The 26,516-nt window shown below is 44.9% G+C and carries 16 protein-coding genes; 14 read left to right on the top strand and 2 right to left on the bottom strand.

Annotated elements, in window-relative coordinates; genetic code table 11:
- Positions 1-69: 69 nt before the first annotated feature.
- Complete coding sequence (locus EZE20_RS10315; protein ID WP_132117245.1) at positions 70-2,775, top strand: MGH1-like glycoside hydrolase domain-containing protein; 2,706 nt, start codon at positions 70-72, stop codon at positions 2,773-2,775.
- Positions 2,776-2,835: 60 nt separating this feature from the next.
- On the top strand, positions 2,836-4,599 hold the full coding sequence (locus EZE20_RS10310) for a phospho-sugar mutase (RefSeq protein ID WP_132117243.1): 1,764 nt from the start codon (positions 2,836-2,838) through the stop codon (positions 4,597-4,599).
- 81 nt (positions 4,600-4,680) lie between these two features.
- Here the strand turns inward: EZE20_RS10310 and EZE20_RS10305 are convergent, their stop codons facing one another.
- Positions 4,681-5,718: a Gfo/Idh/MocA family oxidoreductase gene (locus EZE20_RS10305; protein ID WP_132117241.1), complete on the bottom strand. Its 1,038-nt coding sequence runs from the start codon at positions 5,716-5,718 to the stop codon at positions 4,681-4,683.
- Positions 5,719-5,858: 140 nt separating this feature from the next.
- On the opposite strand from EZE20_RS10305, the gene EZE20_RS10300 reads away from it, so the two are divergent.
- The 10 genes from EZE20_RS10300 to EZE20_RS10255 all read left to right on the top strand — a co-directional run bounded on the left by EZE20_RS10300 (position 5,859) and on the right by EZE20_RS10255 (position 23,703).
- Positions 5,859-7,157 (top strand): Gfo/Idh/MocA family protein, encoded by a 1,299-nt coding sequence (locus EZE20_RS10300; protein ID WP_132117239.1) that lies wholly within the window; start codon positions 5,859-5,861, stop codon positions 7,155-7,157.
- Between the two features lie 59 nt (positions 7,158-7,216).
- Positions 7,217-7,654 (top strand): tRNA (adenosine(37)-N6)-threonylcarbamoyltransferase complex ATPase subunit type 1 TsaE, encoded by a 438-nt coding sequence (gene tsaE, locus EZE20_RS10295; protein WP_132117237.1) that lies wholly within the window; start codon positions 7,217-7,219, stop codon positions 7,652-7,654.
- Positions 7,655-7,792: 138 nt separating this feature from the next.
- Positions 7,793-9,019 carry an alanine dehydrogenase gene (locus EZE20_RS10290; protein WP_199879887.1) on the top strand — a complete coding sequence of 409 codons (1,227 nt, stop codon included), beginning with the start codon at positions 7,793-7,795 and terminating at the stop codon, positions 9,017-9,019.
- Between the two features lie 51 nt (positions 9,020-9,070).
- Entirely contained in the window at positions 9,071-9,475 is a 405-nt protein-coding gene (locus tag EZE20_RS10285; protein ID WP_132117235.1) for a hypothetical protein, read from the top strand.
- Between the two features lie 118 nt (positions 9,476-9,593).
- Positions 9,594-12,617: a SusC/RagA family TonB-linked outer membrane protein gene (locus EZE20_RS10280; RefSeq protein WP_228713678.1), complete on the top strand. Its 3,024-nt coding sequence runs from the start codon at positions 9,594-9,596 to the stop codon at positions 12,615-12,617.
- Positions 12,618-12,698: 81 nt separating this feature from the next.
- Entirely contained in the window at positions 12,699-14,279 is a 1,581-nt protein-coding gene (locus tag EZE20_RS10275; protein ID WP_132117231.1) for a SusD/RagB family nutrient-binding outer membrane lipoprotein, read from the top strand.
- Between the two features lie 87 nt (positions 14,280-14,366).
- On the top strand, positions 14,367-17,675 hold the full coding sequence (locus EZE20_RS10270) for a VCBS repeat-containing protein (RefSeq protein ID WP_132117229.1): 3,309 nt from the start codon (positions 14,367-14,369) through the stop codon (positions 17,673-17,675).
- A gap of 84 nt (positions 17,676-17,759) precedes the next feature.
- On the top strand, positions 17,760-19,715 hold the full coding sequence (gene gyrB, locus EZE20_RS10265) for a DNA topoisomerase (ATP-hydrolyzing) subunit B (RefSeq protein WP_132117227.1): 1,956 nt from the start codon (positions 17,760-17,762) through the stop codon (positions 19,713-19,715).
- A 311-nt stretch (positions 19,716-20,026) separates the two neighbouring features.
- Positions 20,027-22,234, top strand: coding sequence for a polyphosphate kinase 1 (gene ppk1, locus EZE20_RS10260; RefSeq protein WP_228713676.1), 2,208 nt, complete (start codon positions 20,027-20,029; stop codon positions 22,232-22,234).
- 230 nt (positions 22,235-22,464) lie between these two features.
- Positions 22,465-23,703: a NupC/NupG family nucleoside CNT transporter gene (locus EZE20_RS10255; protein WP_132117225.1), complete on the top strand. Its 1,239-nt coding sequence runs from the start codon at positions 22,465-22,467 to the stop codon at positions 23,701-23,703.
- An 87-nt stretch (positions 23,704-23,790) separates the two neighbouring features.
- On the opposite strand, the gene sppA is transcribed toward EZE20_RS10255, so the two are convergent.
- Positions 23,791-25,557 carry a signal peptide peptidase SppA gene (gene sppA / locus EZE20_RS10250; protein ID WP_132117223.1) on the bottom strand — a complete coding sequence of 589 codons (1,767 nt, stop codon included), beginning with the start codon at positions 25,555-25,557 and terminating at the stop codon, positions 23,791-23,793.
- Positions 25,558-25,758: 201 nt separating this feature from the next.
- Here sppA and EZE20_RS10245 point away from each other — a divergent pair, with 201 nt between their 5' ends.
- Entirely contained in the window at positions 25,759-26,256 is a 498-nt protein-coding gene (locus EZE20_RS10245) for a SixA phosphatase family protein (RefSeq protein ID WP_132117221.1), read from the top strand.
- 42 nt (positions 26,257-26,298) lie between these two features.
- On the top strand, positions 26,299-26,511 hold the full coding sequence (locus EZE20_RS10240) for a hypothetical protein (RefSeq protein WP_132117219.1): 213 nt from the start codon (positions 26,299-26,301) through the stop codon (positions 26,509-26,511).
- Positions 26,512-26,516: the final 5 nt, after the last annotated feature.

Raw genomic sequence — 26,516 nt, 5'->3', positions numbered from 1 at the left:
ATTTGTTTGAACCGTTTACATATTTCACTAAATTGTTAAACCCGTTCCTCCTGGAAAAACAAAAAAATTATGGCAAATAGTGCGGAAAAAGTTAGGCTAACGCTTCAAAAAGAGAATAAAGGCTGGAAAAAATGGGGCCCCTATTTGTCTGAGCGTCAATGGGGTACCGTGCGCGAAGATTATAGCGGCAATGGAGATGCCTGGAACTACATTACCCACGAAATGGCCCGTTCCAAGGCGTATCGATGGGGAGAGGAAGGGATTGGTGGATTCTCTGATAATAAGCAACATATCTGCCTTTCGTTTGCCTTTTGGAATCATAAGGATAAACTCCTGAAAGAGCGCATTTTTGGTCTTACCAACCGGGAGTCCAATCATGGGGAAGATGCCAAAGAAATGTACTATTACCTGGATAGTACGCCGACGCATTCCTACATGAAAATGCTCTATAAATATCCTCAGAACCCATTTCCATACGAAAAACTTCGTCAGGAAAACGGACGCCGGGGAAAAGAAGAACCTGAGTATGAACTCATGGATACCGGGATTTTTGAAAACGACGAGTATTTTGATGTCTTCATAGAATACGCCAAAGCTGATGAAGAAGATGTGCTGATGCGGGTAACGGTTCATAACCGGGGTGATAAAGATGCACCGATCACCATTTTGCCTTCTATTGCTTTCCGAAATACCTGGTCGTGGGGCTATGAGGCCTTCAACTACAAACCCATGATGAATGGGCTGGCTAATCGGATTATTGAGGTTAATCACCGGAAGCACGGCAAGTTTAACTTCTATTTTGACAATGCTGACGAACTGCTGTTTTGTGAAAACGAGACGAATTTTAAGAAACTGTACGGTACTTCCAATACCACGGCCTATCCCAAAGATGGCATCAACGACTACATCGTTAGCGGAAAGAAATCCAATACCGTAAATCCCAATCATATTGGGACCAAAGCCGCCGGGAAATTTACCAAAATGGTTAAAGCCGGAGAAAGCGTTACTATTCGCTGCCGGTTTGTCAATCACACCATTTCTGAACCTTTTGGCGGCTATGACGACCTGTTTGACAAACGAATCAGAGAGGCGGATGAATTTTATGGAGAAATTCAGAAAGATGTAAAAGACAAAGAATTGCTTTCCATTCAGCGGCAGTCGTACGCAGGTATGTTGTGGAACAAGCAGTTTTATTACTACAACGTGTATGAATGGCTAAAAGGTGATCCAGCTCAGCCTGAACCTGCCCACGGACGCAAATGGGGGCGAAATTCGGGTTGGAAACATCTGTATGCAGCGAACCTGATTTCAATGCCCGATAAGTGGGAATATCCGTGGTTTGCGGCCTGGGACCTTGCTTTTCACTGCATTCCGCTGGCGAGGGTAGATGCTGATTTTGCCAAAAGACAGCTTGAAATTCTGCTTCGGGAATACTATATGCACCCCAACGGGCAGATTCCGGCCTATGAATGGAATTTTTCGGACGTGAACCCACCCGTACATGCCTGGGCTACCTGGAAAGTGTATGAGATTGACCGTGAGCAAAATGATGGAGAAGGTGATGTGGAGTTTCTGGAAAAAATATTCCATAAACTCTTACTGAATTTTACGTGGTGGGTCAATCAGCGTGACGAAACCGGAAATAATATTTTTGGCGGTGGTTTTCTCGGGCTGGATAATATCGGAGTTTTCGACCGTTCGAGTCCGATGCCTTTTGGTGGCAAACTGGAACAGGCCGACGCTACGGGCTGGATGGCGATGTACACGCTCAATATGCTTCGTATTTCGGTAGAAATATCCCTGAAACAACCTGTATACCAGGATATGGCATCCAAATTCTTTGAGCATTTTCTGCACATTGCGGGGGCGATGGAAGCAATGGGTGATAAAAACTCAACGATAAGTTTGTGGGACGAAGATGATCAGTTTTATTATGACGTGATCCACATTCCGAACGGACAAAGCATTTTGTTGAAAATCAGGTCAATCGTTGGTCTGATTCCTTTGTTTGCGGTTGAAATTCTGGATCCTCAGATGCTGGACAAAATGCCTGTTTTTAAACGGCGCGTCGAATGGGTCCTTGCCAACCGGCCCGATCTCGCCCGGTTAATCTCCCGTTGGTTTGAATCAGGTAAAGGCGAGAACCGACTGCTGTCAATTTTGCGCGGACACCGAATGAAGATGATCCTGAAACGCGTACTGGACGATCAGGAATTTTTATCGGATTATGGCGTTCGGGCGCTTTCCAAATTTCACGAGGAGCACCCCTACAAATTCTACATTAACGGAGAAGTGTTGCAGGTGGATTATACCCCTGGCGAAGCTCTCACGGATATCATGGGAGGAAACTCCAACTGGCGCGGGCCGATTTGGTTCCCGCTCAACTACCTAATTTTTGACTCTCTCATGAAGTTTCATGCCTACTACGGCGACGATTATGAGGTAGAATATCCAACCAATTCGGGCAATCTGACCACAATTGACGAGGCCGCAATGGGCATAGCAGATCGTTTGATTAATATATTCAGGAAAGATAAAAATGATCGCCGGGCAGCTTTCGGGGATGATGCCAAGTTGCAAAACGACCCTCATTTCAAAGACCACATTCTGTTTTATGAATACTTTCATGGGGATAATGGCCGGGGTTGTGGCGCTGCTCACCAAACGGGCTGGACGGGGCTCGTGGCGGAGTTGATTTTGAAAACCTCGCAGGCAAGGGCTAAATCAGCCATCAATCCAAAACAAGATCCGCAATTAATCATCGATAAAGGATAATAATCCTTAGATTTGTCCCTTTCAGAAGTAAACTTAATTTAATTATATAGTTCAAAAACAATGGCCGTACAACTGGACTCTACCGTAGAAAAGAAAGTAAATTCCTGGCTGGAAGGGAATTATGATAGCGAAACAAAAGCAGCCATCCAACAACTAATTGACGATGGAAGCAACGTTGAATTGACCGACGCATTTTATAAAGATCTCGAATTTGGTACCGGGGGGCTGAGAGGACTTATTGGCATTGGCTCCAACCGCATGAACCGATATACCGTCGGAACTGCCACGCAGGGTTTGGCTAATTATCTCAAAAAGGCATTTCCTGAAGAAGAAGTTAAAGTAGCAATCGCGTATGATTGTCGGATCAAGTCTGACGAATTTTCTACCATTATTGCCGACATTTTTTCTGCAAACGGCTTCACCGTCTACCTGTTTGACTCCCTGAGACCTACGCCGGAGCTTTCTTTTACCATTCGCGAGCTCAAATGCCATAGTGGAGTTGTGGTTACGGCCTCACATAATCCCAAAGAATACAATGGCTACAAAGCCTATTGGGTTGATGGCTCGCAGGTTGTAGCACCACACGATGGAAATATTATTGATGAAGTGAATGCGATCACGTCAATTGACCAAATCAAATTTGAAGGGAATCCTGCATTGATTCATTTGATAAGTGAAGAAATTGACAAGAAATATGTCGATCATATTGTCTCGCTATCCATTTCAAAAGAAGCGATCAAACGGCAAAAAGATGTAAAAATCGTATTTACACCCATTCACGGAACGGGCGTAATGCTCGTACCGCGGACGCTGGAGCAAATGGGTTTTGAAAATGTTACTGTGATTGAAGAACAAGCCGAGCCAAACGGCAACGGCTATTTTCCGACCGTAGTGTATCCTAATCCGGAAGAGAGCGAGGCCATGACGCTCGCGCTGCAAAAAGCCCGGGAAATTGATGCTGATTTGGTGCTTGGTACGGATCCTGACGCAGATCGGGTAGGAATTGGAGCCAAGAATCATCACGGCGAGCTGCAACTCCTGAACGGGAACCAAACCGCAAGTTTACTTATTTATTACCTGCTCTCGGCCTGGAAAGATGCCGGCAAATTGACCGGAAAGCAGTTCGTCTGCAAAACCATTGTGACCACCGATTTGATTGACAACATGGCCGAGGCTTTTGGTGTCAATTGCTACAATACGCTGACAGGCTTTAAGTACATCGCTCAGGTAATTCGGGAAAAAGAGGGCATCGAAGAGTTTATTGGTGGTGGCGAAGAAAGCTACGGCTACCTCATCGGCGACGCCGTTCGGGATAAGGATGCGATTGCTTCCTGCGCCATGATTGCTGAGTTGACGGCTTACGCCAAGGATAAAGGCCTGAGCTTGTTTGATATGCTCATGGAAATTTATAAGCAATTCGGGTTTTACTACGAAGGACTCATTTCCATTACTAAAAAAGGAAAAACCGGTGCCGAGGAAATTCAGCAGATGATGGCAGATTTCCGGGCCAATCCTCCTGAAACCCTTGCAGGGGCAGAGGTTGTGCGGATGGATGACTACAAAGCGCTTACTACCACAAACTTACAGACAGGTGCTATTACCGAAATTCCTTCCGGTGAAATGGGCATTGAGTCTTCCAACGTACTCCAATTCTTCACTACGGATGGAACCAAGTTTACCTGCCGTCCGTCGGGTACAGAACCGAAAATTAAATTTTACGTGGGTGTGCGGGCAGAGTTTGAGAAGAAAGAAGATTTTGATACCGTGTATGCTGATCTTAAAGAAAAAGTACAAAAGATTGGTGCGGAACTTGGTTTGCACTAATTTGGAATAAGAATAAAGTAAAAAGCTCTCGTTTTGATTGATCAGAACGAGAGCTTTTTCATAAATTATTTTTACTGAAAATCAATAACTCAGCGTCGTTTGGCGCTGACTGCTTTCAAAAGCAAGGTCAATGACTCGGGTAGTTCTAAGTACTTCCTCTGGTTTGACTTGTGGCTCGGTACCCAAAACGATGGAATCGTAGACGGAGTCATAAAAAGCCATGTAATTTCCGGCTTCACTTTCTATAATTCCCGTATAAGCCTCACTGTGCAACGTGCCCCAACGGTCAGCAGGCTCGACTCCCCACTTTTCAGAATCGGGCAAAACACCCAGCCGGGAGGTTTCTTCCTGTACGTCCAGCCCTCTTTTAATAAAAGAACCTTTGGTGCCATGTACTGTGTAACGAAGGCTATTTTCATACACCATCAGGCTGGATTTTACAATTACTGTTGTGTTTTCATACCCGAGTCTTATATCAAAATAGTCATCAACCGTACTGTTTTCGCGAACGGTCCGGATGTTAGCTGTAACCGTTTGTGGGGTACCAAATAGCACGAAAGCCTGATCCAGCAAATGAGGGCCCAGGTTATACACATTTCCGCTTCCTTCGGCTTGTTTTTCTTTCCAGGTATTGGGCAATATATTCGGCCTGAAACGGTCATAGCGGCTTTCGTACTCCACAATTGCCCCCAATTTATCTTCCTGAATCAGTTTTTGAATAGTTAGAAAATCCGAATCCCACCGGCGGTTCTGATAAGCCGTAGCGACCAAACCTTTCTCGCGGGCAAGGTCAAAAATCTCCTGTGCTTCGTTTTCGGTATTAGCAAAAGGTTTTTCAATTACAACGTGCTTGCCGTTGTGCAACGCATCCATGGCGTACCGATAGTGCGTATCGTTGGGTGTGCAGATAAATACAAGGTCAATGGATTCGTCCGCCAGCAACTCATCAACGGAGCGGGCGTTTTCTATGGAAGCATCAAACTCCTGCGCTTCATTTTTTGAGCGCTCTACGACAGTTTTTAACTTAAATCTCGGATTGACCGAAAGGAATGGGGCGTGGAAATAACGGCCCGATAAGCCAAAACCAATTAACCCCACATTTAAAACACGTTCTGACATATAGTTCAATTTGAATAAAAAAGACAATTAAAAATGATATTTTGATACGTTTCAATAGGTAAAGTGCGCTTTACCTAACTTTTAACAAGTAGCTACCCAAATAAAACTATTCCAAACTCATAGATTAATCGTGTAAAGCAATGGACAAAATAAAAAATGTAAACCGGAGGGATTTTTTGAAGGCCGGAGCCGTACTCACTTCCTTCATGATTGTGCCCCGACGGGTGTTGGGCGGTCCGGGTTTTCTGGCACCCAGCGACCTGATTTCCCTTGGTTTTATTGGTTGCGGCAAACAAAGCGGCGGATTGCGAAAGAATTTCCTGGAAAGCAATCAGACCCAAATCATCGGTGCCTGCGATGTATACCAAAATAAACGGGAGGTTTTTACCAATGAAGTGAATAAATGGTACGCTTCAAAAAATAAAAAAGAAACCTACACCTCTTGTACCCAATACGAAGATTTTCAGGAACTTCTGGCTCACAAAGACCTGGATGCTGTCGTAATTGTCCTCCCGGATCATTGGCACGCGGCTGCCGCTGTGCGCGCTGCCGAAGCCGGAAAAGATATTTATTGCGAAAAACCGTTGTCGCTTACTATACCGGAAGGACGAGCAATGGTGAATGCTACCCGTAAACACAAGCGGGTTTTTCAGACCGGAAGCATGCAACGATCGTGGAAAGAGTTTCGGCAGGCGGCTCAATTGGTGCAAAGCGGGGCGATTGGTGAGGTAAAACAAGTGATCGTAAATGTGGGCGGACCGCCTAAACCCTGGGATTTACAACCTGAAACTACCCCACAAGGGCTAAACTGGGACCTGTGGATGGGCCCAAATACCGTCGATCGTCCGTTCAATAATCAATTGGCTCCACCGCTCGATGCCAAGTTTTGGCCGCAGTGGCGGGCTTATACCGAGTTTGGTGGTGGGGGCATGACCGACTGGGGCGCACATATGTTTGATATTGCTCAGTGGGGGCTTGGTATGGACGAAAGCGGCCCGGTTCAGGTGATAGCGCCGGGGGCAGGACAAACGCAGGGGTTGAAATATGTGTATGAAAATGGCGTAGAAATGATTCATAAAACGATGGAAGGCAAACAGCACTGCCACTTTATCGGCACAGAAGGAGAGGTGTGGGTAGCCCGCGGAGAATTGCGAACTACGCCCGGAAGTCTGAAAGACAAGCCCTTTGCAGCTGATGAATACAAAGTTTATGTAAGCGAAAATCATTACGGAGATTTTCTGGGGGCCATAAAAAGTCGTAAAAATCCGATTTGTGATGTCGAAGTAGGTCACCGGACTGCCTCCGTGTGTACGATCGGAAACATTGCTTACCAACTACAACAAACCCTGACGTGGGATCCGGCCAAAGAGCAATTTACGGGAAACAAAGAGGCGAATAAACTTTTGAAACGGCCTATGAAAAAAGAGTGGAAAGTATAGATACCCACAGACACTAGATACTTCGGGCTTTTGATGGTAAAAATAGCTATTTTTGCGCCATGAAGGCCCGAAGTATTTTTATACAGTTTCGAGAATTGAGCGAACTAGAAGAGGTTGCAGCGCAGCTTCTGAGCTTCGCCGGAAACATACCCGTATGGCTATTTTCAGGTGAAATGGGCATAGGAAAAACGACTCTTATCAAAGCAATTTGCCAGAAGCTGCAAGTTCAGGATGCAGTACACAGCCCTACCTTTTCCCTGGTAAATGAATACAAATCCTCGTTAAATAAGACCATATTTCATTTTGATTTTTACCGGATTAAGGATGAAGTTGAGGCGTACGATATGGGTGCTGAGGAATATCTGGACTCTGGAAATTATTGCTTCATAGAATGGCCGGACAAGATCGAATCCCTTTGGCCCGATACCTATGTCATGATAGAACTGCTGCCTGGCCCGGATTTTGAGCGTATCGTTCGGGCAAGTTTGATTTCGTAAATCAATTTTGGTTCAGCTACGGATACCCGCAAGGATTGACGTACTTATTTATACGAAAATGCTTTTTGTGAAAACTAATAATCAAATCACGAATTGGCTAATGGAACAGGTTTTACTTTTTTAACACGATGAACAGGAATGGCACAATCTCAAATTACCGGGTTTGAAAATCTTGCCAGGCAAACGGCACTCTATCCACAGGAATCGGTGGTTGCAGTCAAAAAAAATATGAATTCCCTGCTGATTGGCCTGCCGAGAGAAATTTCTTTGCAGGAAAACCGAATTGCCCTGACGCCCGAAGCTGTCACGATTTTGGTTCGCAATGGTCATGAAGTATGGCTCGAAAAGGGAGCCGGTGAGGGAGCCAACTATCCGGATCACGAGTATAGCGAAGCGGGGGCCCGAATTGTGTACAGTGCCAAAGAAGTGTATCAGGCCGATCTGATTTTAAAAATCGAGCCACTGGTCAACGAAGAATTTGAACTGATAAAAACGGGCTCAACGGTCATTTCTGCCCTGAATTTGCCTTCGCTCGAAAAGCACTATTTTGAACAGTTAAACCAACGGAAAATTACTTCCATTGGCTACGAACTCATTGAAGATCAGGTAGGTGGTTTGCCAATTGTGCGGGCAATGAGCGAAATTGCCGGAAGTACCGTACTGCTCGTAGCGGCAGAGTATTTGAGCAATTCAAACGGAGGCAGAGGAATAATTCTGGGTGGAATTACCGGCGTGCCGCCAACCAAAGTTGTCATAATTGGGGCGGGTACCGTGGCTGAATATGCCACTCGGGCTGCGTTGGGCGTAGGGGCAGATATTAAAGTCTTTGATAAGCACATCTACCGTCTGCAACGCCTGAAATATGCTATTGGGCAAAATCTTTATACTTCAATTATCGACTCCGATACGCTTTCGGAGGCAATTGCCCGGGCCGACGTGGTTATTGGCGCAATGCGCGCGGAAGATGGCCTGAGTCCCTGCATCGTGACGGAAGAAATGGTAGGCCAAATGAAGCAGAACTCGGTAATTATTGATGTCAGTATTGATCAGGGGGGGTGTTTTGAAACGTCCCGCATGACCACGCACAAAGAACCAACGTATCGGCATAATGACGTCATTCATTACTGTGTACCTAATATTGCCTCGCGCGTTGCCAATACGGCAAGTGCTGCATTAAGTAATATTTTTCTGCCTTTCTTACTTCAAACGGGTACAATTGGCGGGATAGAAGAAATGATTTATGCCAATCGATGGTTTATGAAAGGAGTTTACAGTCATAAAGGAACACTTACTAATCCGAATATCGCCCGTAAGTATGGTATGCGGTATAAAGATCTTACGCTGCTGTTAGCTGCCAGAATGTAACTCGTGATCTGTATGATATATAACTTTTGGGTTCTTTAAAAAAGTCAAAATATGATCAATAATAGCAATGAAAGTATCCTTATGGATGATGCCAACTCGCCCGAAGTTAACCGAAAGTTATTGGGAATGGTGTCTCAGGATTTTGTTAAGGTTTCAGATCAATTGAAAGAAGCTTCCTATCAAATACGTAAAAGAGGGTTTTCAGAACACCCTGTTTTTGTAGTTTCCAAGGAAGAAGCAGCTATTGGGATACTACTTTTAGCGCGGGAAGAAATGGGGAATGTCTGGAATTATCGGGCTTCTTTTTTACAGGAATTCGTTGATCGTGAATTGGTTGGTGCAGAATCGCAAGAGTTGTTCAAAGAAAATTATAAGAACCCAGACGAATACTGTTGTCTTTTTGTGATTCAGGCTGATTTTGCGGGATTTGTATTTGTGCCTTTTCCAGAGGATTAGGAATATTAAAGGGAGTGTTTGTAATAAAATTTAAAATATTGACATTGGTAGTTAATATTTTTATATTTAATCCCACAAATTACTAACACTTTCTTAATCTATGCTTAAACAACTACCTATGAGGTTATTCCTGTTACTTGGACTAACCTTTTTTGTAACCCAGGTATTTGCTCAGGATCGACAGATCAGCGGGCAGGTACGTGATGAAAACGGCACTGGGATGCCAGGCGTGAACATCCTTCTAAAAGGAACCAATCGCGGAACCAATTCAGATGGAAGTGGCAATTTCTCTATTGGAGTGCCTGCTACAGCCTCCACATTAGTTTTTTCTTCGGTGGGCTACGAAACCAAAGAAGTGGCCGTATCTCCCTCAATGTCAACAGTTACTGTCGATCTTTCTCCTGACGTTCGCAGCCTGAACGAGGTTGTAGTAACGGCTCTTGGTATTGAGCGCAGCGCAAAATCTCTTACTTATGCTACGCAGCAAATCAGTGGAAAACAACTCACCGATGTGCGTGATGCAAACTTTGTTAATACCCTGTCAGGTAAAATTGCCGGGGTGGTCATTACGCAAGGTGCGTCCGGCCCCGGTTCGGCTACACGTGTAACGTTGCGTGGAAACCGTTCGATTCGCGGAAACAACAATGCTCTTTTTGTGGTTGACGGCGTGCCTATTGACAATACCGTACAGGGACAGGTGGGTAGTGACTTTGGCGGGATCAATGGAAGCGACGGTGCCGCAAACATCAATCCTGACGACATTGAGTCTATGAACGTACTGAAAGGTGCTGCCGCTTCGGCGTTGTATGGAAGCCGGGCTGCGAATGGGGTTATCATGATTACGACCAAAAAAGGAAAAGCCGGGAAAGTATCCGCGGATATTAATTCAGGCGTAGTCGTAGAAACGCCCTTTCTGATGCCTGAGTTGCAAAATACATTCGGGCAGGGAAATGGTGGAACTGCCGGTGATAGAGCAAGCGGAAGCTGGGGTGCAAAAGGGACGACTTACCCAAACAATGTGAGCGACTTTTTCCGTAATGCAGTTTCTACCAATAACTCAATTGGAGTAGCGGCGGGAACAGAAAACGTTCAAACGTATCTTTCTTATACCAACAACTACAATCAGGGATTATTGCCAAACAATGACCTCACCCGTCATACCTTAAATCTTAGGATCAACACGCAGATTACCAAGCGGTTGTCTACTGATGCGAAAATTACCTACACCAATCAGGTAATCAACAACAAGCCCCGTTCCGGCGAAGAAAGCGCGGTGGTGATGAACCTGTACAAGATTCCCCGCAGTGTAGATTTGAATCAGTACAAAAATTTTCAGGATGAAAACGGTGTTCCAACCTATTGGAGTACGTCTTCTATTTACATGAATCCGTACTGGACAACCAACAAAACTTCCGATCTTGAAAAAAGAAACCGGACGATTTTGCTGGGTTCTGCCAAGTATGAGCTAACCGATTGGCTTAATATTCAGGGCCGAATCAGCTATGACCGCTACGACGACCGCTTCAATCGTAGCTGGGCAGACCGTACGTTGCTGTTTGCCGGTCCGGGTGGTTCGTACCAGGATTTTACCAATGACATTCTGGAACGGAACATGGACGTGATCATTTCAGGAAATAATACTATCGGTGAGGACATCGCCTATACGTTTAACGTTGGAGCCGGATCTACCTACAAGAAATTCTCACAGGTAGGAGCCAATGCCAATGGGTTACTGGTGCCCAACAAATTTGATTTGTCGTTTGCCCGTGCATTGAGCCAAATCGCCGGATTTTCTGAAAAAGAATTGCAATACGTTTTCGGAACGGCCTCCTTTTCTTTCCGCGATTACTTGACTGTCGACATGGCGGCCCGTAACGACTGGTCGTCTACGCTACCTGCCCCGCACTCTTATTTTTATCCTTCATTTGGGGCCAACTTCATTATTTCGGACGCTTTGCAGGTTCCTGAGTGGTTGAGTTTTGCCAAAGTGAGAGGTTCATGGGCACAAGTAGGAAATGACACAGATCCCTATTTATTGACTCAAACGTATTCCTTCTCGCAGGGCGGTACTGGTGGATTTGTTTCCCGCGATGCGACGCAGCCTGCGGAAACGCTGAAACCTGAAATCTCATCCTCTACCGAATTTGGAGTGGATCTGAGGTTCTTTACCGGAAGACTTGGCCTGGATGTAACGTACTATAACACCAATACTGTTAACCAATTGCTAACCCTCGGTCTGGCACCTGCCTCCGGTTTTTCCAATCAGTTTATTAACGCAGGAAAAATCAATAACAAAGGTATCGAAGTAACTCTAACCGGGAAACCGCTGAAAGGAAGCGCCCTGAACTGGGACATGACGCTGAATTTTGCCCGCAACGTAAATACAATCGTAGAGCTTCATCCTGATGTGAAAATTGCCTTCCTGGCTGGTGGTTACGGTCGTACGGCTGGTCCGGTGGTGGCAGAAGGAGGTTCATATGGTGATATGTATGCTCAACGGTGGAAGCGTGATGATCAGGGACGGTTTGTGGTAGATGCCAACGGTAAACCAGTTGCGACGGCAAGTGAGAAAATCGGAAACTTTAACCCCGACTTTACTCTCGGTTTTAATAACTCCTTCTCCTACAAAAATTTCGTGGCTAGCTTCCTTTTTGACGGACGGTTCGGTGGTACTATGACTTCCGGTACAGAAGCAAACCTTGCTTTTGACGGAAATGCTGCCTATACATTGAACAACCGCGAAGGAGGTTGGGTATTGCCCGCCGTTACAGCTTCTGGTGAAACAAACACTAAGGCGATTAACGCTGAAACGTTCTGGACAACAGTTTCCGGGGGTCGGTATTCATGGGGTGAATTCTTTACTTATTCTACGACCAATGTTCGTTTGCGTGAGGTTTCTGTGGGTTATTCTTTTAAGACACCCGCCAATTTCTTCATCAAAAATGCCCGCCTTTCTTTTGTAGCGCGTAACCTATTCTTCCTGTATCGGGGATATGCTACGCTGGATATTCCGGGTGTTGACAAGCGCAAATTGCCTTTTGATCCTGATGTAAACCTGGGTGCAGGTAATTTTCAGGGAGTTGAATACGGTAACCTGCCTTCAAGCCGGACGGTTGGACTTAACTTGAAGTTAGGATTCTAGAATTAAATGACTCCACAGGGTCAAGAGTGAGTTAAAATTCTGATTAACACTTACATTAGAAAATTTTAGACTACGTTTTGTATGAAATTAAATTATAAAAAACATCTTCTTAAACTAACCGCCATGAGCATGATGGTAGGTTCTGCCGGAGTTTGGTGGAGCTGTACGGATAAGTTTGAAGAAATGAATACCAGCAAAACCAAGCTCACAACGCTTGGCAAGGACGAACTGCCGTTTTTATTTTCGAGAGCCGAGCAACAGGCCTCCTATGCAGGTGGTACCTATCAGATTGCCCAAAATCTGTTCGCCGATTTGTATGCACAGTATTTTGCAACTTCGGCTACTTACTTTCCTTCGGATCGTTACGTGATGCGTTTCGATTGGCTGACCGGCCATTGGAATCCCATCTATACGCAGGTTGTTCCGCAGCTAAAAACATTGCTGAATTCAACCGATGCCAATTCTTCCGAGAATGCTTTGGCCAATATCATGTGGGTATTTGCTTTTCACCGACTCACCGATTACTACGGTCCAATTCCTTACTTTGATGCCGGCGAGCCTGCACGTACGGTAAAGTACGATCCACAGGACAAGATTTATGAAGATTTTTTCAAACGTTTGGATGCCGCTACAACGGTACTGAAAGGGAAGACCGCTGAAAAACCTTACGGTAATTTTGATTTGATTTATAAAGGTGATGTGAACAAATGGATCAAGTTTGCCAATACTTTACGGTTGCGTTTGGCTCTGCGTATTTCAAAAGTTAATCCGGCAGAAGCTAAGCGTCAAGCCGAAGCAGCCTATGCCGGTGGCGTGATGACCGACCTTTCGGATGCTGCCTTTATGGTAAAAAATGAGGCAGGAAATGACCATAATGGTTTGGGACGTATTGCAATCTGGAATGAATTTCGGATGAGTGCTTCCATGGAATCTGTTTTGAAAGGATATGAAGATCCACGGATCGGTATCTTTTTTCAACCCGCTTCGGCTACAAACACCTACGAGGGTTTGCGAAATGGATTGCTCCCGGCACAGCTGAATCAGGCTGGAAATGGAAATAACGACAATTCTAACGTTGGTAGGCGTTGGGTAACGGGTGGTGGTTCCGCCTGGACAAGTCAACTGACTGTTCCGCAGGATATTATTCATACATCTGAGCCGTTTTTTCTGCGTGCAGAAGGTGCTCTGAACGGCTGGAATATGGGTGGAACTGCTCAGGAATTGTATGAAAAAGGAATTGAAATGTCGATGCGGCAGTGGGGAATTACCGATGATGCAGCTATTCAGGCGTATATCAACAGTTCCAAAACTCCGGTAGCACCCGGCGATCCTCAGAATTCACCGGCTTTGTCCAACATTCCGGTAAAATGGGAAAGTGGTGCAGCAGAGGCTGTTAAACGTGAGCAAATTGGAACCCAAAAATGGCTGGCCTTGTATCCGGATGGAATTGAAGCCTGGGCTGAATTCCGCCGCACTCGTTTTCCAAAGCTTTATCCGGTTATGAATTCGGACAATGCCGATCTGCCGGCCGGATCGTTTATTCGCCGAATTCCATTCCTCGATTTGGAAAAACAAACCAATGGTGAGGCTGTCAAAACTGCTGAGGGGCTACTCAGCGGACCTGACAAAGCAAGTACGCCTTTGTGGTGGGATAAAAACTAAAATTAAATTGATTCCAGTGCTAAAAAAGGCAGGCGTTCGTCTGCCTTTTTTAATTTTACAGACCGCTTTAACAACTTCATATTGTCTATGAATCGACTTCTATACTTACGTCTTCTGATTTTTACGCTCCCAATCTTTCAATCCTGTCAACAGGAAAAGACCTTATTTACCCTTCTTGATGCCGGAGACACGGGGGTGGATTTTGTCAATTTTATAGACGAAGACGCCGAAAATAATGTGCTCGAATACGGCTATTTCTATAACGGTGGAGGAGTAGCCGCGGCTGATTTTAACAACGATGGACGGGTCGATCTCTATTTTACGGGAAACATGGTTGCCAATCGAATGTATCTTAATCAGGGGAATTTAAAATTTATAGATATTTCGGAACAATCGGGTACGAACCTGAATGAAGGCTGGAAAACCGGGGTGTCATTGGTAGATATAAACGACGATGGCTGGATGGATCTGTACGTGTGCCGCTCGGGAGCACAGGATCCGGGTTTACGGCAAAACCTGCTGTATGTCAACAACGGGCCTACGGCTGACAGTATTCCGGTTTTTACCGAACGCGCTGCCGAATATGGGTTGGCTGATGCTTCATACACCACACAGGCAGTGTTTTTTGACTATGACAAAGATGGTGATACGGATTGTTTTTTGTTAAATCATTCGGTACAGGATTTTGCCGGATTCAGTCAGTTGTTGGGTAGTTACCGACAACAAAAAAATGCCTCTTACGGAAATAAGCTTCTGCGAAACGATGGCGGTAAATACTACGATGTAACAGATTCCAGCGGGATTGTCTCCAATGTGTTGAGCTTTGGTTTGGGTATTAACGTGACAGATTTTACCAACGACGGTTGGCCGGATTTGTACATTGCCAACGATTATAACGAAAACGATTATCTCTACATCAATCAAAAAAACGGAACGTTCAAAGAAGTGATTCGGGAGGCCACAGGCCACGTTTCGCTGTACTCAATGGGTACAGATGCGGCTGATATCAACAATGATGGATGGGCCGATATTCTGACATTGGACATGCTGCCAGCCACGCATGAACGCGTGATGCTAACCGCTGGCGATGATAATTATGACAAGTACCAGCAACTGATTCGGGCAGGGTTTCATCATCAAACCATGCGCAATATGTTGCAGCTGAACAACGGTACAAACGCGGAGGGAATTCCGGTTTTTAGCGAAATTGGTCAATTGGCAGGTGTTTCCAATACGGATTGGAGCTGGGCTGCGCTTTTTGCGGACTTCGATAATGATGGTCATAAAGACATTTTTGTGACCAATGGATATGCCCGGGATTATACGAATATGGAATTCCTGAAATACTCAACGGACGTCCAAATGGAAGCAAATTCCTCGGGTAAAGCTCCGTCCCAGCTTGATGTTATTGAAAAAATGCCGCCAATCAATCAGCCTAATGCAATTTTTAAGAATGACGGAAATCTGCACTTTATTTCCTCAGCAAAGGCTTGGGGACTCGATCAGCCCGGTCAGTCGAACGGGGCAGTTTATGTAGATTTGGATAATGATGGAGATTTAGATTTGGTTACAAATAATGTCAATGAAAAAGCATTCATTTATAAAAACAATCAGGAAAAAGAAATCGCCAATCGTTATTTGTCCATTCAGTTGCAGGCTCCCACATTCGCCTTGAAAGCAGGTGCGCGGGTGACGCTTTATCAAAAAGGCGGGAGCATTCAGGTTCAGGATTTTATGCCTGTCCGCGGGTTTCAATCGGCAATGACAGGCGGGCTGCATTTTGGTTTATCAATGGCCGTGGTTGATTCGGTACAAGTTACGTGGACAGATGGACATCGGCAAACTATTGACAAACCTACTGATAGTCAAACCTTGTCAATTTCCTACGATCCAAAAGCTCAGGTAAGCGCTGCTCCTGAACCCGTTCCTCAGTTGTTTCAGGAAAAAAATACACTTGATTTTACCCATCAACAAAACGGACAGAATGATTTTCGGATCCAACCGCTGTTACCCGAAATGCTTTCCTATGTTGGTCCTGTACTTGTCAAGACGGATCTAAACAGCGATGGTGTTGATGATTTTTACGTGGGAGGCGGGCGTGGACAGGCAGGGGCTCTATTTATCCGAAAAGGGGAATCTTTTGTAAAACAACATATTCCTGAATTTGAAAAAGACGCACCTTTTAACGATGCTGACGCCGTTTTTTTTGACGCAGATGGTGATGGTGATCAGGATTTACTGGTCGTCAGTGCAGGCTACGAATTAGCGCCAACGGATACGCTTTTGAGACCAAGACTGTATCTAAATCAACAAAACCAATGGATTCGGGCTGCCTTTCCTGATATAAAAATCAATGCTTCCTGCGTGGCTGTGTCAGACGTCAATGGAGATAATTTCCCTGATTTGTTTATTGGGGAGCGGGTTACTCCCGGCCAATTTCCGGAAAGTCGGGGAGGGGTACTTCTTGTAACTACGGGTAAAGGTGTTTTTAAGGAAAATAGGACAGTTCTTTCTTCTGAGGCTGTAAAGGGAAATATGGTTACGAAAGCTGTATTTTCTGATATTGATGGTGACAAAAGAAGTGAATTACTACTGGCAAGCGACTGGGGAACTATTCAGATTTGGCAACAAAACAAGCAGGGAGTTTTTCAGGATGTTAGCAAATTATTTGGAACAGAAACCTTGTCCGGGCGCTGGACTGCCCTTGCTGCCGCCGACCTCGATGGCGACGGAGATACAGATTTTGTAATCGGAAATACCGGTACTAACTGGCAGTGGAATGTGCTTTCGGCCCAACGATTGAACCTATATACCGCTCAATCAGAGGGTGGTAAGACAATTCCGATTGTCAGTTTACAAACTGCGGAAGCTGAGTATCCCTATGCAAGCCGAGACGAACTTCTGGATCAGCTTCCGGCCTTGAAAAAGAAATTTCCTCAGTATACATCCTACGCCAACGCTGCTTTTTCAGCGATTTTTGATCCCGAAACGATTAGGGGTATGTACCGCAAAACTGTGAATGAATTCAGGTCCGGAATTCTGGAAAATAGTCAGGGGAAATTGGTATTCAAACCTTTACCTGTGCAAGCTCAGTTTGCACCAATATATGCCTGCCTGATCTATGACCTGAACGGAGATGGGAAATTGGACCTGTTGCTTGGGGGCAATCACTCCCAAAGCCGGGTACGCATGGGACGTAACAACGCCAACACGGGTCAGGTATTTATAAATCAGGGAAATACTTCCTTTACGTATACGCCACAACAGGTCAGTGGATTGTATCTTACAGGTGATATACGCAGCATGCAGGCAGCCCCGCAGGGCACGAGCTTTGAAATACTCATCGGACAAAACGGTTTACCCATAAAAACCCTTCAAATAGTGAAAAAGAGGTAGGCAAAACGGCTGAAAAATCGTATCTTTACACGTTTATAGTGCTGCCTTGACGGGCAGTTTTTATTGTAGTGTAAAACAAACTTTATGGCAAACGAAGCAACGCTGGAAGTAAGTAATTATTCAGCCGAAAATATTCAGGTTCTTGAAGGACTTGAAGCCGTACGGAAGCGTCCGGCCATGTATATCGGCGACACCGGTTTTAAAGGGCTGCACCACCTGATTTGGGAGGTTGTAGATAACTCAATTGACGAAGCACTTGCCGGGTATTGTGACACCATTCATGTCATTATTGAAGAAGGTAATTCAGTTACAGTGCGGGATAATGGTCGTGGGATACCAACCGGGTATCACTCCAAAGAAAAAAAATCAGCCCTGGAAGTGGTTATGACTGTGCTGCACGCCGGTGGTAAGTTTGACAAAGACACCTACAAGGTTTCGGGCGGTTTGCACGGCGTGGGTGTGTCCTGCGTAAATGCGCTCTCTACCGATTTGCGCGCGGAGGTTCACCGGGAAGGCAAAGTGTTTGAGCAGGAGTACCAAAAGGGTATTCCTCAGTATCCCGTTCGGGTTATTGGCGATTCGGAGATCACCGGAACGTTCATTCAATTCAAGCCCGATGATACAATTTTTACCGTTACGGAATTCAAATATGAAACCGTAGCTACTCGTCTTCGCGAGCTATCGTTCCTCAACAAAGGTCTTCGACTGACCCTGACCGATATGCGCGAACTGGACGAAGAGGGCAAACCGCAGTACGAAGAGTTCTTGTCACAAGGTGGTTTGGTAGAGTTTGTAACGTACCTCGACAACACCCGTCAGCCCCTGATTCCTGCCGCTATCTACATGGATAGCGACAAAGGCGTATTGCCTGTGGAAGTGGCTATGATGTACAATACTTCGTACAGTGAAAATGTAATTTCGTACGTCAATAATATCAATACGATTGAAGGCGGAACCCACGTGTCAGGATTTCGGGCAGCACTAACGCGCACGCTCAAAAACTACGCAGATAAATCTGGGATTCTGGCCAAAGAAAAAATTGAAGTAAGTGGCGATGACTTCCGGGAAGGACTGACGGCTGTTATTTCGGTGAAAGTACAGGAACCTCAGTTTGAAGGACAAACCAAAACCAAATTAGGAAATTCCGAAGTGGCCGGAGCAGTGAGTCAAGTCGTATCTGAAATGTTGGATACCTACCTCAACGAGCATCCGAAAGAAGCCCGGATGATTGTGGATAAGGTTTTGCTGGCTGCAAAAGCCCGGATCGCCGCCCGTAAGGCACGCGAAATGGTGCAGCGGAAAAACATCCTGACCGGTTCCGGATTGCCAGGAAAACTCGCCGACTGCTCCGAAACTGATCCTGAAATTTGTGAGCTCTACCTGGTTGAGGGAGACTCCGCCGGAGGAACTGCCAAGCAGGGACGGAACCGTGCTTTTCAGGCTATTTTACCGCTTCGTGGTAAAATTCTGAACGTAGAAAAAGCGCAGGAATACCGCATTTATGAAAATGAGGAAATTAAGAATATGTTTACCGCAATGGGCGTTCAGATCGGACAGGACGGCGATGAACGGGCGCTTAACATTGAAAAACTGCGTTATCATAAAATTATCATCATGACGGATGCGGATATTGACGGTAGCCACATTCGTACGCTGATTCTCACGTTCTTTTTCAGATATATGAAAATTCTGATCGAGAAAGGATATATCTACATTGCCCAACCTCCGCTGTATCTTGTCAAAAAAGGCAGGGAAGAGCGCTACTGTTGGACCGAAGCGCAGCGCGAAGCCGCCGTTCGGGAAATAGCAGGTGGCAAAGAGGAGTCTGTCAATATTCAGCGCTATAAGGGTCTTGGAGAAATGAACGCAGAGCAGCTTTGGCAGACCACGATGAATCCTGAACATAGAAGCCTCAAACAGGTAGGTATTGAGTCGGCAGCAGAGGCAGATCACCTGTTCTCCATGCTAATGGGCGATGAAGTTGGTCCGCGCCGTGACTTTATTGAGAAAAATGCCAAATATGCACGAGTGGATGTGTAAAAGGTAGTAAAGCATCTGTTTTTGCTTTTTTAATTCGCATGACTGACTATTTTGGTCAGTCATGCGTTTTTTTATGAGAAGGAAAGCAATTTCTTTTTGACTCATTATAAAAACAAAGATTTGGCAAACCAGAATTTCTTTTTAGAGTCAAAATGGATGAAATACCCATTAAAACCAATGGGATACCGATTAATATGACCAATCACACTCACGAACGTACCATGCCAAACGATTCAACGAAATACTCCAACCAGGAAAAAAAGAACCCTTTATCACATTTGTTATCTTTCTTTACGGAAAAAGACGAAAAAATGGAAGAAAGCAAGTTTATGCGTACGAGCGAAAAGTTCAACGAATTGATTGATCAAAGCGATTTCATCAGTCGGGATTTGAGTTGGCTGAAATTTAACGAACGTGTGCTCGATCAGGCGCGGGATCCTAACCGTAACCTCTTTGACCGTTTGAAATTTCTGGCTATAACGGCCTCTAATTTGGACGAGTTTTCTTCCATTCGCGTTGGAAGTTTGTATAATTACCTGGATTATGGCAAAGAACGGGTCGATTATTCCGGCCTGAGAGAAGTGCCGTTCAGAAAAACGCTTCTGAAAGCGCTTCAACAATTTGTAACAGAGCAAAATCGACTTTATAAGGAAGAATTGCTGCCGCTTTTCAAAGAACGCCGGTGTATTATAGCTACGATGGGCGATTTGCAGGAGGAAGAAAAAAAGAAGGTTTCGGACTATTTTGACCGAACAATCTATCCGATGCTGACACCCATGTTGTATGATTATACGCATGTGTTCCCGGTTTTGCTGGCCAAGGTGCTTATTTTTGGCGTCATTACCCAAACCAAAGGCACTACCAACGAAGAAGATCGCAAGCTTTCATTTGTACAGCTGCCGCTCAATCTCCCCCGGTTTTATGTGTTGGAACGGGAAAATGAAATCCTGTTTCTGCCCATTGAAACCATCGTAAAAGCATTTATCAAAAAACTTTATCGCAACGTCGATATTGTGAGCACAAACCTCTTCCGAATCATTCGAAATGGAGATTTTTCTCTCGAAGAAAATGATGACATGGAAGTGGATTTTATTGATGAAATAAAACAAAAAATTAAAAATCGTCGGCTCGGTCGGGTTGTAAAGGTGGAGGTGGAGCAGGACGTCAACGATGATTTGCTAAGCTTGCTGAAAAAACGCTGGGAAATAGACGACTATAACGTATACCGTTCAGCGGGCCTGATTGACTATACCTGTTTTTGGCAAATTGTCAAACATAGTGAATTTAAAGATCAAATTCCTCCGTTGCATCCACCTGTGCCACCGTTAAGCCTTGGACGTGAGCGTATTACGGATATATTTGAAATGATGCGGGAACGTGATATTCTGCTGCATCATCCGTACAATAACTTTGAGCCGGTGCTCCAATTGCTGGAACAGGCCGCCGAAGACCCGAACGTTCTTTCCATCAAATTGACTATTTACCGCCTCGCCAAAAATTCCAGAGTCACGGAAGCGCTGCTGACAGCCGCCGAAAATGGTAAACACGTCGCGGTTTTGTTTGAGGTAAAAGCGCGATTTGACGAAGAGAATAACATTCGGGAAGCGCAGCGGTTGCAAAAAGCCGGTTGTTTTGTGATTTACGGCATTGGCTTGCTCAAAACGCACACCAAGCTGTTGCTCATTGTTCGGAATGAAGGTGAAAAAGTAGTACGTTATGCGCATTTGTCAACCGGAAACTATAACGAAGATACCGCACGATTGTATACCGATATTGGTTTGCTAACAACCAATGAAGAGTACACCTACGATATTTCTGAATTTTTTAACGTTATCACAGGTCACTCACTGCCAAGTGACTACCGCAACCTCATCACGGCTCCGCGCCAAATGCGTGAACGAATCATTGACATGATTCAGAATGAAGCCAAAAATGCCCGCAAAGGATTACCTTCCGGTATTTGCATCAAGATCAATTCGCTGGAAGATCGGGCCGTTATCGACGAACTTTACAAAGCCTCGCAGGCAGGAGTTCCCATCGAACTGATCGTCCGAGGTATTTGCTGCCTTCGTCCCGGCCGGGTTGGATTGAGTGAAAATATTCGTGTTCGATCCATTGTTGGAAATTTTCTGGAACATTCGCGGATTTACTATTTTCATAATCAGGGCGATCCGCTTGTATACGGCGGAAGTGCCGATGTAATGGTTCGTAGCTTTGACCGTAGAATTGAATCCTTATTTATACTTGTAGATGAGCGGGTAAAACAGGAAACCATTCTGATGTTGGCTTACAACCTGAAAGATAATGTCAATTCGTATGAACTACGGGAAGATGGAACGTACGAGAAATGCCGCGTAGCAACGGGTGATGAAGAAGAATTTGATATTCATAAAGCATTTTTTGAGGTAAAACCCAACGACGTAAAGAAGGCACGATTGTTTGATACACGTGAAAATTATGCTTGTTCCGACGCACCGGAGATTCCGGCAGAAGCCAATCCGGCAGACGCCGCTGAGTGATTTACCCGTAAAAATATATTTTACCGCCCGTTCCTGATCGAACGGGCTTTTTTGTAAGTTATTTATTTCTAAACCTGCGGCATTTGGGCAGGGAGACGAACGGCAGATTGAAACAAAGTAAATATTCTAACGACCGAAAATTGAATTACCCAAAAATAAACCCCGTCATGTATGGGCATATTTAGCTAATTTAGCGGTTTCGTGTAAAAATAAAATTGTAAACCTACTAGATGGAAAGATTTACCGGACTGATCGGAATTGTACTTATTTTGGGAACTGCCTATGCACTTTCAAACAACCGTAAAGCAATTAATTACCGAACCGTTGGCGTAGGACTGGGTTTACAGTTTGGGCTGGCTGTTTTTATTCTACGAACCGAAACCGGACAGGCCATTTTTCAGTGGTTGGGTGACAAGGTTCAAAAACTCCTCTCTTTTTCGGATCAGGGAGCAGATTTTGTGTTCGGTACCCTGGTGCGCAGCGAACCCATGCAACGGGCTTTTGGGCCGGGAAATGACTTCGTGTTTTTCTTTAAAGTGATTCCGACCATCATTTTTGTAGCCGTTTTGGTAAATATACTCTACCACCTGGGCATCATGCAGCGCATCATCGCCATTATTGCAAGAGGCGTATACTGGTTGATGGGCGTGAGTGGTTCGGAGGCTTTGTCCAATGTTGCGAGTACGTTTGTGGGGCAGGTAGAAGCACAAATTATGATTAAACCCTATCTGAAAGGGATGACGAACTCTGAGCTAATGGCTTCTATGTCAGGTAGTTTTGCCTGTATAGCCGGAGGAGTTATGGCCGTTTATATTTCGTTGGGTGTACCGGCGCCGTATCTCATTGCGGCAAGTTTGATGGCTGCACCGGGTGCGTTGGTAATTTCAAAAATCGTGTATCCGGAAACGGAAGTCTCCGAAACAAAAGGGGCGATAAAACTGGAAATCAAGAAGACGCATGCCAATTTGCTCGATGCTATTGCCGCCGGTGCAAGCGAAGGACTGAAAGTCGGTTTTAACGTAATCGCTATGCTCATTGGGTTTATTGCATTGGTTGGTCTACTCGATTTTTTATTGGGTAAAGCTGGCGGAATTTTCAATTTCCCACAATTGAGCTTTAATTACGTACTAGGCAAATTGTTTGCGATTTTTGCCTGGGCCATGGGCGTTCCTTCGCAGGATGTTGAATCGGCAGGTGCGTTGATGGGTACCAAAATGGTAATTAATGAATTTGTGGCCTATCTCGATTTAGTCAAACTGAAAGATACGCTGGATCAAAAGACTATTGTCATTACGAGTTTTGCTTTGTGCGGATTTGCTAATTTTAGTTCCATCGCTATTCAGGTAGGAGGAATTGGCGAGTTGGCTCCTTCCCGTCGTTCAGACCTGGCACGGTTGGGGTTCAGAGCCTTAATCTGCGGTACACTGGCTTCTTATATGTCCGCAACTTTCGCCGGATTATTGATGTAATTCCAGCGTACGTTTCCAATCAAAAACGGGATGCATCCATTTGGATGCATCCCGTTTTTGATTAAATGGCTTATGATAAATTATACTCTATCGAATCTGCATTTCAAAAGGCATCCGCGCCTGTAAGCCCTGCATGTTCATCAATTTGTGGTACATTTTGACGTAAGGAGCCAATTCGCCAAGTTTTTCATTCAGAATCTTCTTTTCCGAGTCGCCCGTTAGTTTTTGCATAAACTCATTTAAAGGGTCAATTTTTTCAGGGTAAAAACGTACCCGATAATCACCTTCTTTTAGCTTTGCGGCTTTGGCAGCCAAACTGATTGCTTCATCAAGACCACCCAATACATCCACCAATCCGTTTGCTTTGGCTTCAACACCCGACCACACCCGGCCCGACGCCAAACTCCGAAGTTTCTCTACCGACATATTCCGCCCTTTGGCCGCTTTTGTGGTAAACGTTGCGTAGCCTTCATTCACGCTACTCTGAATTTTTGCTTTTTCAAATTCGGTCATTTCACGTGTCAACGTTGGCCAATCGGCGTGTGGGTTGGTTTTGACACCGTCAAAAGTGACGCCAAGTTTGTTGCTCATAAAATCTTCAATATTGAACAACATGGCAAAAATTCCAATGGAGCCTGTGATTGTATTTGGCTGGGCAACAATGGTGTCGCAGCCCATTGCCATGTAATAACCGCCGGAGGCAGCTACGTCAGACATAGACGCAATCACGGGCTTCTTTCGCGTAGTCAGTTCAATCTCCCGCCACATTACATCCGAAGCGAGCGAACTTCCACCGGGCGAATTGATACGAATAACCACCGCCTTAATTTTATCATTTTCACGAATTGCCTTCAATTCCTTCACGAATTTCTCAGAGCTGATTACTCCGTCGGTGCTGTTCCCGGACACAATTTCTCCTTCTGCCACAATCACCGCAACGCGCTTATTAAAATCACCGCCCTCCGAAGGATGATCAGCTTTCATGTATTTTTGCAGACCTACGTACTCAATTTTCTTTGAGTCGTCAAGTTTCAGTTCCTTTTTAAGCGCAGTTTCCAGCTCGTCGTGATAAGCTGCATGTGTGATAAGCTTATATTTAAGCGCTGAGGCAGGGTTAGAAATTGCCAAGGAATCGGCTAAACCGTTTAGTTCTGCGGTAGAAATGTTTCTTGATTTTGATATTTTTTCAAGATAGTTGCTATAAAGTGCGCTCAAAAGCTCAGTAGATTGCTGCTTGCTTGCCTCGCTCATATCCTTTCTCGAAAACATTTCAATGGCGCTTTTAAATTCACCGACCCGGAACACCAACGGCTTAATTTCCAGCTTTTCAAACGTTCCCTGATAAAAATCATATTCCGCAGAGAGTCCGTTCCATTCCATTCCTCCCGCCGGATTCAGGTAAATCTTATCGGCTACCGAAGCCAGGTAGTAGCCTTTTTCGGAGTAATATTCTCCGTAGGAATAAATAAATTTTTTGGATTTTTTGAATTCAAGAAGCTCATTTCTGATTTCTTCCAGCGAAGCCCAACCTGCCGAAGGATCTTCCACTTTCAGGTAAATCCCCTTCACATTGTCGTCGGTTGCAGCGTAGGAAAGAGCCTCCCGAATATCTTTCAGACCCAACACATTGGAGTTGTCGCCAAAGGGAAAGGCAAACTCAGAAAAAGGATTGTCTACCCCAACTTCCTGAATGGGTTTATTAAGGTCAAGTTTTAAAACAGAACCACTTTTAACTACGGTTTTTTCTTCCGATGAAAAAGCAGAACCGATTCCGGCAATAATGAAAAAAGATAGAATAATGAAGAGAAAAAGCCCGACAAGGGTGGCTAAAACGAATTTAAGAAATTGCAGCATATGAGATTAAACGAACAATTGGTGATTATAAAAAGTCTTACCTGATAACAAAAATAGACAATTTAGGTCCCGATAGTACCGGGAATATTTGCCCAATGGTACAAATAGTTTGGCGAGCGGTTGTATGCCTATTTATAAATCATACAGAATGCCCAAAGGTTTCGGCTTTTATCCTACTTTTGCAAAAATACTGACTCAATAATGAAAAAATATTTGCTCTTGGTCCGTCATGCAAAGGCGGAAGATTCGTCGATGATGCTTAAAGATTTTGACCGGGAATTGCTCAGTCAGGGAATAATGGATGCGGCCCGGTTAGGGAATTTTCTGTTTCGTGAAAAATTTACAGTAAATTCTATCAAAACAAGTGCTGCTGCCCGTGCGTTTCAAACCGTGAAGGTGCTTGCCGAGCAGCTGAAAATTGATACCGATTCTATCGAGCAAATAGAAAAACTCTATGACGGAGGTCCGCAGGCGTACCTTTCAGCTGTCAATACGACTGCCGAAAACGTGCAAACCCTGATGCTTTGCGGACATAATCCGGACATTAGTTTTTTTGCCGAATACCTCACGCGCGATCAGGTAAATTCGCTAAGTACATGTGATTTGGTTGTGATGCAATTTGAGGATTTGCTGTGGGCCGAAGTTTCGGGCAAAACCGGGAAAGTACGGAAACATATTTCGCCAAAAGATCTGAAATAAAACAAGGTTCGATTGACCTCGAATCGCTGATTTTGAAAAAAAATGGCTGATCCAGCAAAAAATCGAAAAATATTTATCGTTGTATTTATCGTCTTTACGCTTGTGGTGGCGCTTTTTGCCCTCGACATGGCAAACCGCACTACTGCTCCCTGGAACAAACCCCGGCAGCTCGACCGTGCCCTGCCGGGGGCACTGCCGTTACAGGATTCACTGTTACTTGATTCGTTACTGCCCGATACTACCCGGCAGAAATAGAAAGG

Source organism: Arundinibacter roseus (genome assembly GCF_004348825.1).
GTDB classification, from domain to species: Bacteria; Bacteroidota; Bacteroidia; order Cytophagales; family Spirosomataceae; genus Arundinibacter; species Arundinibacter roseus.
Note: the sequence above shows the minus strand (reverse complement) of the source record. Positions and strands in the feature narration are given on the sequence as shown.

Bases quoted from the DNA above. Each gene is read 5' to 3' on its own strand.
- EZE20_RS10315 (WP_132117245.1), top strand. From the start codon at position 70: ATGGCAAATAGTGCGGAAAAAGTTAGGCTAACGCTTCAAAAAGAGAAT.
- EZE20_RS10310 (WP_132117243.1), top strand. From the start codon at position 2,836: ATGGCCGTACAACTGGACTCTACCGTAGAAAAGAAAGTAAATTCCTGG.
- EZE20_RS10305 (WP_132117241.1), bottom strand. From the start codon at position 5,718: ATGTCAGAACGTGTTTTAAATGTGGGGTTAATTGGTTTTGGCTTATCG.
- EZE20_RS10300 (WP_132117239.1), top strand. From the start codon at position 5,859: ATGGACAAAATAAAAAATGTAAACCGGAGGGATTTTTTGAAGGCCGGA.
- tsaE (WP_132117237.1), top strand. From the start codon at position 7,217: ATGAAGGCCCGAAGTATTTTTATACAGTTTCGAGAATTGAGCGAACTA.
- EZE20_RS10290 (WP_199879887.1), top strand. From the start codon at position 7,793: ATGGCACAATCTCAAATTACCGGGTTTGAAAATCTTGCCAGGCAAACG.
- EZE20_RS10285 (WP_132117235.1), top strand. From the start codon at position 9,071: ATGATCAATAATAGCAATGAAAGTATCCTTATGGATGATGCCAACTCG.
- EZE20_RS10280 (WP_228713678.1), top strand. From the start codon at position 9,594: ATGAGGTTATTCCTGTTACTTGGACTAACCTTTTTTGTAACCCAGGTA.
- EZE20_RS10275 (WP_132117231.1), top strand. From the start codon at position 12,699: ATGAAATTAAATTATAAAAAACATCTTCTTAAACTAACCGCCATGAGC.
- EZE20_RS10270 (WP_132117229.1), top strand. From the start codon at position 14,367: ATGAATCGACTTCTATACTTACGTCTTCTGATTTTTACGCTCCCAATC.
- gyrB (WP_132117227.1), top strand. From the start codon at position 17,760: ATGGCAAACGAAGCAACGCTGGAAGTAAGTAATTATTCAGCCGAAAAT.
- ppk1 (WP_228713676.1), top strand. From the start codon at position 20,027: ATGGAAGAAAGCAAGTTTATGCGTACGAGCGAAAAGTTCAACGAATTG.
- EZE20_RS10255 (WP_132117225.1), top strand. From the start codon at position 22,465: ATGGAAAGATTTACCGGACTGATCGGAATTGTACTTATTTTGGGAACT.
- sppA (WP_132117223.1), bottom strand. From the start codon at position 25,557: ATGCTGCAATTTCTTAAATTCGTTTTAGCCACCCTTGTCGGGCTTTTT.
- EZE20_RS10245 (WP_132117221.1), top strand. From the start codon at position 25,759: ATGAAAAAATATTTGCTCTTGGTCCGTCATGCAAAGGCGGAAGATTCG.
- EZE20_RS10240 (WP_132117219.1), top strand. From the start codon at position 26,299: ATGGCTGATCCAGCAAAAAATCGAAAAATATTTATCGTTGTATTTATC.